The organism is Agrobacterium sp. ST15.13.013 (assembly GCF_027956525.1).
Lineage (GTDB): Bacteria > Pseudomonadota > Alphaproteobacteria > Rhizobiales > Rhizobiaceae > Agrobacterium > Agrobacterium salinitolerans.
In genome coordinates this window covers 130692-143209 of record NZ_JAQKGP010000001.1, presented here as the reverse complement: position 1 = coordinate 143209, position 12518 = coordinate 130692, and the positions used below count along the sequence as shown (strand labels likewise).

13 protein-coding genes are annotated in these 12518 nt (G+C 60.5%); 8 read left to right on the top strand and 5 right to left on the bottom strand.

Translation table 11 applies throughout. The annotated features are described in order from the left end of the window. Position 1: 1 nt before the first annotated feature. Genes PL597_RS00725 through PL597_RS00715 form a run of 3 tightly spaced genes read right to left on the bottom strand, consistent with a single transcriptional unit; the run spans position 2 to position 3005 of the window. A complete protein-coding gene (locus PL597_RS00725; RefSeq protein WP_269826408.1) occupies positions 2 to 1474 on the bottom strand; it encodes a mannitol dehydrogenase family protein in 1473 nt (490 codons plus the stop codon). A gap of 18 nt (positions 1475 to 1492) precedes the next feature. Continuing rightward, positions 1493 to 2233, bottom strand: coding sequence for an SDR family NAD(P)-dependent oxidoreductase (locus PL597_RS00720; RefSeq protein WP_077985161.1), 741 nt, complete (start codon positions 2231 to 2233; stop codon positions 1493 to 1495). A 22-nt stretch (positions 2234 to 2255) separates the two neighbouring features. Next, the gene (locus PL597_RS00715) at positions 2256 to 3005 is read right to left on the bottom strand and encodes a GntR family transcriptional regulator (RefSeq protein WP_271364399.1); all 750 of its coding nucleotides are present in this window, start codon (positions 3003 to 3005) and stop codon (positions 2256 to 2258) included. A gap of 153 nt (positions 3006 to 3158) precedes the next feature. On the opposite strand from PL597_RS00715, the gene PL597_RS00710 reads away from it, so the two are divergent. From PL597_RS00710 to PL597_RS00690, 5 genes are all read left to right on the top strand, one after another. Then, a complete protein-coding gene (locus PL597_RS00710) occupies positions 3159 to 4199 on the top strand; it encodes a sugar ABC transporter substrate-binding protein (RefSeq protein WP_333781937.1) in 1041 nt (346 codons plus the stop codon). Between the two features lie 140 nt (positions 4200 to 4339). Beyond that, positions 4340 to 5380 (top strand): ABC transporter permease, encoded by a 1041-nt coding sequence (locus tag PL597_RS00705; RefSeq protein ID WP_271364397.1) that lies wholly within the window; start codon positions 4340 to 4342, stop codon positions 5378 to 5380. A gap of 10 nt (positions 5381 to 5390) precedes the next feature. Next, positions 5391 to 6368, top strand: a complete 978-nt coding sequence (locus PL597_RS00700) for an ABC transporter permease (protein ID WP_269834665.1) — start codon at positions 5391 to 5393, stop codon at positions 6366 to 6368. A gap of 4 nt (positions 6369 to 6372) precedes the next feature. Next, entirely contained in the window at positions 6373 to 7914 is a 1542-nt protein-coding gene (locus PL597_RS00695) for a sugar ABC transporter ATP-binding protein (RefSeq protein ID WP_271364396.1), read from the top strand. A 334-nt stretch (positions 7915 to 8248) separates the two neighbouring features. After that, the gene (locus PL597_RS00690) at positions 8249 to 8764 is read left to right on the top strand and encodes a disulfide bond formation protein B (RefSeq protein ID WP_035264342.1); all 516 of its coding nucleotides are present in this window, start codon (positions 8249 to 8251) and stop codon (positions 8762 to 8764) included. A gap of 30 nt (positions 8765 to 8794) precedes the next feature. Here the strand turns inward: PL597_RS00690 and PL597_RS00685 are convergent, their stop codons facing one another. Beyond that, complete coding sequence (locus PL597_RS00685; RefSeq protein WP_003585610.1) at positions 8795 to 9352, bottom strand: HNH endonuclease; 558 nt, start codon at positions 9350 to 9352, stop codon at positions 8795 to 8797. A 344-nt stretch (positions 9353 to 9696) separates the two neighbouring features. Between PL597_RS00685 and PL597_RS00680 the strand changes: the two genes are divergently transcribed. The 3 genes from PL597_RS00680 to PL597_RS00670 all read left to right on the top strand — a co-directional run bounded on the left by PL597_RS00680 (position 9697) and on the right by PL597_RS00670 (position 11660). After that, the gene (locus PL597_RS00680) at positions 9697 to 9996 is read left to right on the top strand and encodes a hypothetical protein (RefSeq protein ID WP_077985324.1); all 300 of its coding nucleotides are present in this window, start codon (positions 9697 to 9699) and stop codon (positions 9994 to 9996) included. Between the two features lie 146 nt (positions 9997 to 10142). Beyond that, complete coding sequence (locus tag PL597_RS00675; protein WP_137411487.1) at positions 10143 to 10748, top strand: transglutaminase-like cysteine peptidase; 606 nt, start codon at positions 10143 to 10145, stop codon at positions 10746 to 10748. Positions 10749 to 10868: 120 nt separating this feature from the next. Beyond that, a complete protein-coding gene (locus PL597_RS00670) occupies positions 10869 to 11660 on the top strand; it encodes a metallophosphoesterase family protein (protein WP_269823471.1) in 792 nt (263 codons plus the stop codon). A 7-nt stretch (positions 11661 to 11667) separates the two neighbouring features. Here the strand turns inward: PL597_RS00670 and PL597_RS00665 are convergent, their stop codons facing one another. Continuing rightward, the gene (locus PL597_RS00665) at positions 11668 to 12480 is read right to left on the bottom strand and encodes an aminotransferase class IV family protein (protein WP_271364395.1); all 813 of its coding nucleotides are present in this window, start codon (positions 12478 to 12480) and stop codon (positions 11668 to 11670) included. Between the last annotated feature and the right edge of the window lie 38 nt (positions 12481 to 12518).

Sequence of the window (12518 nt, the reverse complement as noted above, 5' to 3'; positions counted from 1 at the left end):
TCTATTCCTCCGAAAAATGCCGTTCGATGGCGCCGAGAGCGCCGTATTGGACGATGTCGCGGTGGGCGGCCCGAAGCGCCGTGACGAACGCCTCGTCCGCCTGCCATTCAGGCCCGAAGACGCGACGGAATGTTAAAAACCTGTCGATGACCGCGTCCGGCTCCTCGCCGCTCCCGGTAGGCGCACCCCACTCCGCAAAGGCCGGATCGGCCATGATAATTGCCTCTCCCTTCTCGTTCAGCGCTGCGCAGGACCGTATCCACATCGCAACCGCAAAAAGAGTGGCTGTATTCGGCGCGCCTGCGGCACGCAGTTCCGCAAGCGGCGCGAGAATGCGTTGCGGCACTTTCTGTGAAGCGTCAGAGGCGATCTGGGCGGCGCGATGACGAAGGGCGGGGTTGGCGAAACGCTGGCGCAGACCGGCAACATAGTCCGGTCCGCTGACGGCCGGGCTCAATGTCGACCCGACCTCCCGCCAGTAGCGGTCGATGTAACCGCGGACACGCGCATCGGCATAGATATCGGCGATCGTCTCAAGCCCGCTGCATTGACCGATTGCGGCCATGGCGGTGTGAGCGCCATTCAGCATCCTGAGCTTCATATGCTCATAGGGCTCGACCTCGTCAACGATTTCGGCACCTGACAGCTCGATGCCAGGGCGACCGTGCGGAAAGCGATCCTCGATCACCCAACGGAAATAAGGTTCCGCAATCACCGGCCAGGCATCCTCACAGCCGAGACGCGCCGTCACATGCTCACGGTCGGTAGCCGTGGTGGCGGGCACGATGCGGTCCACCATGACGCAGGGGCAGGAAAGATTTTCTGCGATGAACGCAGCGAGATCCTTGTCGGTGATACCAGCCATCTCCACCAGAAGACGGTGCAGGATGCGTCCGTTGGACGGAAGATTGTCGCAGGAGAGCAAAGTCAGCGGCACAGCCCCCGCGGCCCGCCGGCGTCTTGTTGCTTCCAGCAGAAAACCGAGCGGGGAGCGCGGCTTTTGTGGATGCGCCAGATCATGAACGACATCGGGATGGTCACGAAGAAGCGCGCCTGCCGACAAATCGGCGAGGTAACCCTTTTCCGTCACCGTCAAAGTGACGATCCTGATACGCGGATCGGTCATGGCTTGCAGCAGCCGCTCCGGTTCCTCAGGGGCGACGATGGTCTCGAGGATGGAACCGACAATCCGCAGCGTCTCGTTCTCACCGTCACGCAGGCAGAATGTATAGAGATTGTCCTGTGGCGCGATGGCATCGCGCGTATCGGGGCTGCGCAGCGATGCAGCAACAATGCCCCAGCCGGTCTCGCCACGCGCGAGACAATCATCGATGAACACGGCCTGATGGGCGCGGTGAAAGGCGCCGACGCCGAGATGCACGATGCCCGGTGTGACCGCTTTGCGGTCATAAGCTTGCACGAGCACGTCTTGCGGAAGATGGGGCAGTGCAAGGGAAGAAAGACGATTGGTCACGTTTGTTGTCTCCGTATCTCAGCCGAATTGCAGGCCGCCATTCATGTCGACGACGGTGCCTGTCATGAAGCCGGACAGCGGCGAGGCAAGGAAACGTACGGTATGGGCCACCTCTTCCGGCTGGCAGAACCGCCCGACGGGAATGGCTGCGAGCTGGCGCTGGCGGTCTTCCTCGGACAATTGCTCCATGATCATCGGCGAAACCACATAGGCCGGCGCCACCGCGTTGGCCGTGACGCCGAAGGGCGCAAGTTCGCGGGCGGAGGAATAGGTGAGGCCGACCATCGCCGATTTTGACACCGAATAGGCCGTGCCCGCCGTCAGTCCGCCGGATTTCCAGGCGTAAGAGGAAATGTTGATCAGTCGCCCCCAGCGGTTTTCCTTCATGGCGGGAACGACGGCCTGCGTCAGTAGCAGGGCGGCATCAAGATTGACGGCCATCAGCTTGTGCCATTCGTCAAGCGTGGTCGCGGCCAGTTTGTGCGGCGACAGTACGCCGGCATTGTTGACGAGAATATCGATGACCTCGAAACGATTGGCGACATCTTTCATGACGGCCTGTAGTGCCGCCGCATCACCGAGATCGACCGCAATGGGATCACAGGCGTTGCCAAACCCCTCCGCGAGCGCTGTAACAGCCTCGATATCGCGATCGAAGGCGAGTACCCTTGCCCCTTGCGCCACCAGCGCCGCGACCACGGCGCGGCCGATGCCGCCGCACGCGCCCGTCACGAGCGCGGTCTTGTGTTTCAGTTCCATTCCGTCTCCTCCACGCCCACTATCAGATGGACAAATGCTTGCGCTCTTCTTCGGGCAGCTGTTCGTAGATCACGAAAACCATATCCAGATGCGTCACCAGCGCTTTTTCCGCGGCGTGGGCATCGCCCTGGTCGAGGGCGTCGACGACCGCCAGGTGCTCCTCGATCACGGCGGGCAGGCGCTCCGGTTTCGCCCAGTAGCGATGGAACCGCGACAGCGTCACTTTGGCGGCAAGGATTGCCTGCCAGACGCCCTCGCGGCCGGAGAATGTGCCGAGCAGCCGATGAAACGCCTCGTCGGCATGGAAAAAGCCGTTGGCGTCGTTGGCGGCGATGACCCTTTCCTGCTCGGCGATGACGTCGCGCATCGTCCGGCTCATCTCTTTCGTCCATTTCGGCGCAACTTCGCGCAGCAGCGCCACTTCCAGCGAACGGCGGATAAAATGGCTGTCCTGGATTTCACCGAGCCTGATCGGTGCGACGAAGCTGCCGAGCTGGGGATAGACATCCACAAGCCCCTCTTCAGACAGGCGCTGGATGGCGGCGCGCACCGGCGTGCGCGACACGGAAAACTGACGGCAGATGGAGTTCTCGCTGATTGGCGCACCGGGCGCCAGCCGCACTTCGACAATGGCCTGACGCAGGGCCGCATGAACCTGATCGGCCACGGATCCATAGCGGTTGACCACAAGCTCCACGCTTTCGATTCCAGGGCCTGAGGCCTCCTGATGGCCGCCGCGTCCGGCAAAGCCGGCATTGGTGTTTTTCGTCATGAACGCTCCCCTTTTGAAAGGCCGCCGTGAAAATCTGATTGCAACTTGGATACAAGTATACTAGTGTCCATGGTGCTTACGCAAGTCGGCTGTTGGGAGAAAAAGCGATTAAGGGAGGTTCCAGTCGCTTTTTTTAAAGAAACAGGCCGTTTCATGGAGGAGAAAAACATGACGCATTTCATGCGCAGCCTCGTCGCTGCCGCAATCATCGGCGCTGGAGCCTGCGGTGTTGCGCAGGCGGCGGACGCCAGCAAGGTCGCCCTCGTTCCAGGCGGTCCGCACCCTTATTTCTCTGCCTGGGAGCAGGCCGGCAAGGACGCCGCCAAGGACTTCGGTCTGGCGGGCGCCGACTATAAGGTGCCGCAGAAATGGGAACTGGCACAGCAGAACCAGCTTCTAGAAAGCCTTCTGAGCCAAGGGTATAACGGCTTCCTGATTTTCCCCGGCGATCCCGTCGGCGCGGTCTCCACAGCCGAGGAACTGACCGGCAACGGCGCAAACGTGATTGCCGGCGCCGGCTGCTTCAAGGACCCTTCGCCTGCGGCCTTCTGCCTCGGCACCGATACCGGCAATTCGGCCTATCTCGGCACCAAGGAACTCATCAAGGCAATGGGAACGGGCAAAAAACGCATCGCCCATTTCACCGGCTTCCTTGTTGACCCCAACACCCAGCTTCGTATCGATGCCGTGAAGAAGGCGGCTGACGAAGGCGGCGCCGAGGTCGTTCAGGTCATCGCCGATATCGACGCGCCGGAACCGGCCGAGGAAAAGATCAACGCTTACCTCGCCGCCCATGCCTCGGAAGTGGATGGCATCGTCACCACGGCCTGGGTTCCGGCGGTCGTTGCTTCCAACGCGCTGCGCAAGATCGGCGACAAACGCATCCACATGGTCGGCATCGACCACGACGAAGTGGTGCTGAAAGCGATCAAGGATGGTTTCGTTGATGGTACGATGCTGCAGAACCCTTATGGCCAGGGTTATGTCGGCTCCTTCGCTTTGAGCAAATTGCAGTCCGGCTGCAAGGTGAAGGCGGACGCGCCGTTCAAGTCCAACGCACTGACGACCAAGTTCATCGATTCCGGCACCGCCTATGTCGATGCCAGCAAGGTCGATAACTATGTCGATGCCATGCGCGCCGAGACCAAAAAGCTGCTTGCGAACTTCGATGCGACGTATCTGAGCTGCAAATAATCAGGCTTTTTAACACCTGCCGGGCGGGCCGCGATCACGCCCGGCAATCCCGCACCGCCGAAAGCCCGCCTTCCGGCGGCGGCGCAACGTCAAGGCGGACCGCCGAGGTCTGCGGGCCAAACAAATACCGGAACATTTTCATGACCGTGAACGATAGTTTGCTTACAAAAGGCGTGCAGGAGACAGAGGACCGCATGGGCTCGCGCATTTCGCAAAGCCGTTTTTTCCTCACCAATGAATTCGGCCTCATTCTGCTGATCGTCGTTTTCGCCATCATTTTTGGCGTGGCAGCCAGCGGCTTCCTTTCGCCTTTCAACCTGTTCACGCTCGGACGCAGTGCCGCAATCAACATCATGATCGGCCTGTCGATGATGGCGGTGATCGTGACCGGCGGCCTCAATCTTGCCGTTGGCGCGATCGGCGTCTCGGCGGCCATGGCCTGCGGTTATCTCATCGAGGTGCTTAGCGTGCCCTGGCCGCTCGCGCTCATCGGCGGCCTCGCCACAGGCGCAGCGCTCGGCTTCATCAACGGCTGGACCGTCATCCGCACGGGGCTGCACAGCTTCATCATCACACTCGCCACCATGAGCATCTTTTTCGGGGTGATGATCTTCCTGACGCGGGCCGAGGCCTATCGTGGCCTGCCGCCGATCTTCGCAGCCTTCGGAAAGATGAAGCTCGCGACCTATTTCTCGCCGCTGCTTCTCGTCACGCTCGCAACGGCCCTCGCCCTGTCCTTTCTCTACCGGCGCACCGTTCTTGGCCGCGAAATGCTGGCGGCAGGCGCACGCCCGGAAGCGGCGGAACTTTCCGGCATCCGCGTCGACCGCATCTTTATTGCGTGTCACATGCTGTCGGGCCTGCTTGCCGCACTTGCTGCCCTGATGCTGGTGACGCGCACGGGCGCCGCCATTCCTTCCATGGCCGGCCAACTCGGGCAGGACTGGCTGTTGCCAGCCTTCCTGGGGCCTGTCCTCGGTGGCACGCTGTTGCAGGGCGGCAAGGTTTCGGTTCTCGGCACCTGTCTCGGCGCACTTTTGGTCACCATGCTGACCAGCGGCCTGCTGCTGCTCCAGCTCGGTGAATTCTGGGTCCAGACATTTCTCGGCCTGCTGCTGTTGCTGGCGGTTTTGATGGACAAGGCGCGGCGAAGCTATCTCGCCCGGCGCAATCTGGCTTGAGGACTGGACGATGACAACCGACAACACCCTTCTACGCCTTGCCAGAACCGACTGGTTCGGCCCCCTGCTGGTCACGGTGCTGGCAATTGTGCTGATCCGTGGCTTCAGCCCCAACTTCCTGTCTTCCTTCAACATCCAGATCCTGCTTCTGGCCATTTCGGTCAATGCGCTCATCGCCTTTTCACAGATGATCATCATCGCCATCGGCCAGATGAACCTTTCCGTGGGTGCGATCGGCGGCCTTGCGGCAATTTCCTTTGCGGGGGTGATGCAGGTCTGGGGGCTTCCGGCACCGGTGGCTGCCATCGCCGCCGTGCTGATCGGTATTGTCTGCGGCATGCTCAACGGCCTGCTGATTGCCATCACCGGCATTTCCGCCTTCGTCATAACGCTGGCGACCCTGTCGATCTACAAGGGCATCAACCTCGGCATTACGCGGGCGGAGCCTTTCTATGGCATACCCGAGTCGGTGAAAGACTTCGGTTCGGCCCTCATTGCCGGGCCTATTCCGTGGCTCGCAGTCCCGACCATCGTCATCGCATTCGCCCTGTGGTTCATGCTGCGACGCCAGCCGATAGGCCGCTTCATCCTTGCCATCGGCGGCAACAGCCATGCGGCGGAGCTTTCCGGCATTTCGGTGCGCATGACGGTGATCGTGGCGCATGGTATTTCCGGCCTTCTGGCATCGGTAGCGGGCATTCTGCTCGTTTCACGTCTGCAGATCGGCCAGCCTTCCATCGGCGATGACTGGCTCATCCTGTCCTTTGCCGCCCCCGTTATCGGCGGCGCCGTGCTGGCCGGCGGGCATGTCAGCGTCGGGGCGACCCTGCTCGGCGTCGTCATCGTCGCCATCATCACCCAGGCACTGGTGTTGTTCTCCATCGATCCGTTCCTCGTGCAGGTGGTGCTGGGCGCACTGATCCTCGCCGCCGTCGGCATCAACCGCCTGCGCGAAACGCATCTCGGCAAAAAGACAGGGAAGGCCTGACATCATGGACAAACAACCCGTTTTTCAGGCGCGAAACGTCGAAAAAGTCTTTCCCGGCGTCAGAGCTCTCAAGGGCGTCAATCTTTCGCTGCAATCTGGCTCGATCCATGCCCTGCTCGGTGAAAATGGTGCCGGGAAGTCCACCCTGATCAAGGTCATCACCGGCGTCCATCATCAAAGCAGCGGCCAGATTCTCATCGATGGGCAGGAAGTGCGCTTCGGTAATCCGCGCGAGGCGATTGCCCGCGGCATCGGTGTCGTCCATCAGGAACGTAACCTCATTCCGCGCTTCTCGATTGCCGAAAATATCCACATGGAAAAGCTCGGCGCGCATTATCTCAAACCTATCGACTACGCCGCGCTGAACCGCGATGCGCGCCGCTGGCTTGAGGCGCTCAATCTGGAAACCGATCCGGCAACGCCGGTATCGGAGCTTTCCGTCGCGCAGATGCAGCTCGTGGAAATCGCCAAGGCGCTTTCACTGCAAAGCCGTGTACTGCTCCTCGATGAACCGACGACCTCGTTGACGCCGAGCGAGACGGACAATCTCTTCCGCATTCTGCGCCGCCTGCGCGACGATGGTGCGAGCCTTGTCTTCGTCAGCCACAAGCTGGAGGAGGTTCTCGACATCTGCGACCGGGTGACGGTGCTGCGGGATGGTGAAAACGCCTGCGAAAGCCGTTCGATGGAAGGGCTTGGACGTCAGGATCTCGTGCGACTGATGATCGGACGCGCCGAAAGCGGCGGCGGCTGGCGCACACGTACGGTCGAACACAATCCGATGGTGCTGGAACTTGAAGACGTATCGACTGCGATCGGTCACCGCGATGTCAGCCTGTCCGTGCGCAAGGGCGAGATCGTCGGCCTTTACGGGCTGGTCGGCGCCGGTCGCACCGAACTTGCAAAATCGATCATGGGTAAGTTCGCGGTCACGGCCGGCGACTTGCGTCTTTCGGGCCGGTCGGCACGCATCCGCTCCGTTGCCGAAGCGATCCACGACTATGGCGTCGGTTATGTCAGCGAAGACCGCAAGGGCGATGGCCTCATTCTCCAGCACTCCGTTCTTGCCAATGCGGGCGTTCCCATCTGGCGCAAGCTCGCGAATGCGTTCGGCGTGCTTTCGGATGGGCGCATCCGCGCGGCGGTGACGCCTTTCCTTAAAAAGCTCGAAGTAAAGACCCCAAGCCTCAGCCAGACGGTCGGCAATCTATCGGGCGGCAACCAGCAAAAAATCAGTGTCGCCAAATGGCTCGCCGCCGATGTCAAACTGCTGATCGTCGATGAACCCTCCGTTGGTATCGACATCAAGACCAAGGCCTATCTGCATGATCTGCTGCGCGAGCTGGCAGATAGCGGCACCGCCATTCTCATCATTACCAGCGACATGCCGGAAATGGTGGCACTGGCGGATCGCATCGTCGTGATGGACCGTTACAGGGTGAAGGGCATCGTCGAAAACAATGGCATCTATGCCGATATGAGCCAGCACATCATGGCACACATTCACCATCCGCAGGAGAGCGAGGCCGGCCTCCTCACGGCATAGACGCTTCGCCGAAGACTTACGGTCGGCCCTGTGTTTCAGCCCCCGGAGGTGGGCGGCTGCGGTGCGCGCCCGCTTTGTGTAACGACGCGGACCTCGATCGCTTTACGAAGCCCTTGAAAAGGCGCTGTCATGACAGCCGCGATCGCAACCCTCACAAAACTTTGCTTGTTCATCCCGCCAATAGTGCCGGGCTTTCATTTGCCAGACGCAGCGGACTGGATTAGACGAATCCCGTTACACCGTGGAAACCGGCGACTTAATTTCGCCATCACGCCCGCCTTTTTGAAAGCCCGTCCGGGATATCTGCTTCTTTTCGAAGTTCGAGGAAAACAACATGGCCAATGCGACCACCGCCGACAACAGCCGCACGCTCGCCGCTCTCGGCGTCACGGCGGGAATGATCTTCACCGTCGGCTCCGCCCTCGGTTTTCAGCATATTGGCGGTTATACGCCCTGCGCCCTGTGCCTGCTGCAGCGCGATCCCTATTATTACGCCATTCCGCTGGGTATCTTGGCCATTGCGACCAGCATCTTCAAATTGCCGGTTCAGATCACCCGGTTGCTGCTTGCCCTTATCGGTGTGGCGATGCTGATCGGCGCCGGGCTCGGCGTTTATCACGCCGGTGTGGAATGGGGTTTCTGGGAAGGACCGATCACCTGCGCCACCGGGGCGCCTTCCATCACCACCAATGCCGGCGATTTGCTGGGTAATCTGAACGCCATCAAGGCGCCTTCCTGCAACGACGCCGCCTTGCGGGTGCTCGGCCTTTCTTTTGCGGGCTGGAATGTCATCGCAAGCGTTGCACTTGCGGCAGTCGCCTTTTTTGGCGCGAGCCGTAAAAGCCGGTAAACGGAAAACCGCGTTGCAGTCCTTAAAAGATCAGGGCTGCAGCTCGGTATCCCAGTAAAGATAGTCCATCCAGCTTTCGTGCAGATAATTGGGCGGGAACAGCCGCCCGTTATTGTGCAAATCCTGAACCGTGGGCTGGAAAGGCTTCTGCGCCGGGAACATGCCCGCCTGCTTGGGAAGCTTGCTGCCTTTTTTAAGGTTGCAGGGAGAGCACGCCGCCACGACATTGTGCCACGTCGTTTCACCGCCATGCGCGCGGGGAATGACGTGGTCGAAGGTCAATTCGTCCCGCGTGCCGCAATACTGGCATTCGAACTTGTCCCGAAGGAAAACATTGAAGCGTGTAAAAGCGGGGTTGCGGGTGGGCTGCACATAGGTCTTGAGGCTGACGACGCTCGGCAGCCGCATGGAAAAGCTGGGGGACGACACCGCATGATCATATTCTGCAATGATGTTCACACGGTCTAGAAAGACGGCCTTGATCGCGTCCTGCCAGGACCATAACGACAAGGGATAATAACTCAGTGGCCTGTAGTCTGCGTTCAGAACGAGCGCCGGCAGGGCCTGTGGTGAAACTGCAATCGTCAAGGGCTTCTCCTGAGCGATTCGGCATCTGCACTTGTATATTAGGTCCGTTGTTACAGGATTGTGAAGCCTATAAATGCAGCGGCGAAGAGCTTAATTTTTGAGCCCTGAAATGGCGTTTTTCGCATTCCTGACGATCAAGCGGCACGGTGGAGCCTCCTGGCCAGGGACACCGCGGGCCGATGCGGCAGGGAGGCGATTCGGGCCTTTGCCAGACACAAATCCTTCTCACACCGGACGCACTATCGGTGATATGATTACCCCCGACGGACCAATGGAACATCAATGCGCGCCCGGCATGGCAAATGTGCGGCGGCGTCCGTCATTTCGTCAATGGAGGAACGGTCATGAGGTTGGGCAGGCGGCAAGCGGCAGCATTGCGGGGCAGCCTCGCGGCCGGCGTGCTCGTCGCCGTGATCGGTCTCTTCGCGTGCGCCCATGCCCAGCAGTACCAGAATTACGAAGTGACGCCGGATGGCCGCGGCGGAGCGCAGGGAACGATCGGCGGGCGCAATTTCGAAATTTACCGAAATTACGACCGGCCGCCGGTAAACCGCGCCTCCCCCGATACACGGCGTGAACTCAGGCGCGCTGTCCCGCAGCAAACCTGTATCATCGACACCGAGGGTAGAACCCGCTGCAGGTGAGCGCGAGCCCAATTTTCCGACTGTTTCTAGCACGCTGCAACAAAATTAGATTTCGTTAAAATGCAATCTATCGACTTAAACGGCCCGCAAGAATGGGTCGCTATGGTGCCAGGCATAAGAGACGACAATTGTGCAGGGGCAAGGACATGGCGAAGAAAACAATCCGTCTGGCAAAGATCTTTGCCGTCGCTGCCAGCGTGGCGGCAAGTATTGCGACAACGGCATCGGCCGTCCAGCTCGGCGGCCTCACCCAGAAACCCGGCGCATCGCGGCCTGGCCAGTTCATGACCACGAGCCGCCCGACCATCGCGCCCATTGCCTTTGCGAAATTCTGCGAGAGCGCCGCCGACCAGTGCCTCCGGATCGGCGACCGCGATATGGTGGAACTGAGCAAACAGAAGCGCGCGGAACTCCAGCGCATCAACGCCGAGATCAACACGTCGATAATCTATGCCAGCGAACAGGACGGCGAAGACGACTGGAAACTGAACCCGGCAAGCGGCGACTGTGAAGATTTCGCGGTGACCAAGCGGCAACGCCTCCTGCGCGCCGGCTGGCCCTCAGGCGCGTTGCGCATCGCAACGGCGCGCACGACGGATGGCATTGGCCATGCCGTCCTGGTCGTCAGCACCAGCCAGGGCGATCTGGTGCTTGATAACCGCACCAATGTCGTCAAGCCTTGGAAAGCCGTCGATCTGAAATGGATCAAGATCCAGTCGCATGAGAACCCGCGCATCTGGCTGAAACTCTAGACCGTCAGTCCTGCACTCGTGGGCTTCATTCGTGGGGGCTTCGACACGGGCTTTGACGCAGGATGCGACAGCCGTTTCCAACGCCCTTGACCTTGTGCGGCAGAGACAGTATCGGCAGCTATGCCCAAGGTATTCAACTGGATTCGCGGTCGTAAGCAACCAGCCCCCCGCGACGACCGGAGGCGGCGTAGAATAGACCTTGGCGACAAGCCGGCCACCTTCCCTATTTACGCCATTGGCGACGTGCACGGCTGCCTCGATCTGCTTTTGCAGGCGGAGCGGAAAATCCTCGCCGATCTGGGACCCGAGCCCGCACCCGCGCTGGTCGTTCTCCTCGGTGACTATGTCGATCGCGGACGGGACTCCCGTGGCGTTCTCGAACATTTGCTGCAGCCCCCGCCCGCGCCGCTGCGCCGTATTGCGCTTTGCGGCAACCATGAGCAGCTCTTCCATGATTTTCTCGAAAATCCGCAGCAGAATATGCACTGGCTGGACTTCGGCGGCCGCCAGACACTTCTGTCCTACGGGGTCGATATCGACTATTTCATGAATAAAGGCCGTCTCAGGCTACAGCCTTTCAGGGATGCGCTGCTAGGCGCGATCCCGCAGCCGCATCGCCAGCTTTTATCCAGCCTGCCCGTCTATGCCCGCATCGGCTCCTATATCTTCGTGCATGCCGGCTTGAGACCGGGATTGCCGCTTGATGCGCAGACCGATGAGGACATGCTCTGGATCCGTGAGCCTTTCCTCTCACAGGGAGCCGGGCTGGACCTCCTCGTCGTCCATGGACACACACCGGTGGAGCAACCGGAGACCGGCCCGCAGCGCATCGGCATCGACACCGGCGCTTACACCACGGGCAGGCTCACCATTCTCAGGCTCTCGGATGCGGGCCTGCACCTGATCGGCTAAGCCTCGGTCAGATTTTCACCAGCGGCTCTCGGTCATGGGCCTGGTGGAGCATTTTCACGAAAGAAGGCGCCACGGGCACGCGATGCGGCCCCAGAGCTTCAACCGGAATGCCAGGTGTCAGGGAATTCATCACGACCGCGCCCTTGATATCGCCGAGATCGGCGGGACGGATCAGTTGCTCGCGCTGAGCGATGCCGAGCGCGTCGAGCTGGCGGCGAATGATGCTCATCGTGATACCAGCAAGGAAGGCGGCCCTTGGCCAGACCACCGCCTCGCCATCCCAAAAGGCCAGATTCCAGATGGTTGCTTCGCTCAGATATCCCCGCGCGTCAACAAAGGCCGCATCGTCATATCCACCCTCGACGGCCTTGCGAAGGAAATAGGTTTTTGATGCTTCACCCACATGTTTGATCGTTGCGAAGGGGCGTTCATGGTTGACGAGTGCCAGACGCAGGGATTGTTTCGGATCATCAAAGGCAGGCGTTGTGCGAACGAGAATGGCGGGGTCGTTCTCTGCTCCCGTCCGAGTGAATTCCCCACTGCGCGAAAACAGGGTAGCCGTCAGCGACAGGGCCGGCGGGCCTGCATGGATCGCTGTCCGCAACCGGTCGCGCACCAGATCATCCGGCAGGGCTCTGCCGAAAAACTCTTGCGACGCCGATTTCAGTCGGGCGAGATGCAAATCCAGCCCGCGCGCGGCGCCGTCCCGCACCTGCATGGCGGTGAAATGCGCAAAACCTGCGAAGGCCAGAGGTGATAAGTCTTGTGCGGTCGCCGTCCGGCCATCGAGTTCGGTACGAAAGCGGGATTTTCCAGTCATTTTCAAGCTCCTGAAGCGTGTTTACATCTTGGAGCGTC

Coding starts and splice junctions, on each gene's coding strand:
- PL597_RS00665 (WP_271364395.1), bottom strand. CDS start 12,480: ATGACTGGAAAATCCCGCTTTCGTACCGAACTCGATGGCCGGACGGCG.
- PL597_RS00680 (WP_077985324.1), top strand. CDS start 9,697: ATGAGGTTGGGCAGGCGGCAAGCGGCAGCATTGCGGGGCAGCCTCGCG.
- PL597_RS00695 (WP_271364396.1), top strand. CDS start 6,373: ATGGACAAACAACCCGTTTTTCAGGCGCGAAACGTCGAAAAAGTCTTT.
- PL597_RS00705 (WP_271364397.1), top strand. CDS start 4,340: ATGACCGTGAACGATAGTTTGCTTACAAAAGGCGTGCAGGAGACAGAG.
- PL597_RS00720 (WP_077985161.1), bottom strand. CDS start 2,233: ATGGAACTGAAACACAAGACCGCGCTCGTGACGGGCGCGTGCGGCGGC.
- PL597_RS00675 (WP_137411487.1), top strand. CDS start 10,143: ATGGCGAAGAAAACAATCCGTCTGGCAAAGATCTTTGCCGTCGCTGCC.
- PL597_RS00670 (WP_269823471.1), top strand. CDS start 10,869: ATGCCCAAGGTATTCAACTGGATTCGCGGTCGTAAGCAACCAGCCCCC.
- PL597_RS00690 (WP_035264342.1), top strand. CDS start 8,249: ATGGCCAATGCGACCACCGCCGACAACAGCCGCACGCTCGCCGCTCTC.
- PL597_RS00700 (WP_269834665.1), top strand. CDS start 5,391: ATGACAACCGACAACACCCTTCTACGCCTTGCCAGAACCGACTGGTTC.
- PL597_RS00710 (WP_333781937.1), top strand. CDS start 3,159: ATGGAGGAGAAAAACATGACGCATTTCATGCGCAGCCTCGTCGCTGCC.
- PL597_RS00715 (WP_271364399.1), bottom strand. CDS start 3,005: ATGACGAAAAACACCAATGCCGGCTTTGCCGGACGCGGCGGCCATCAG.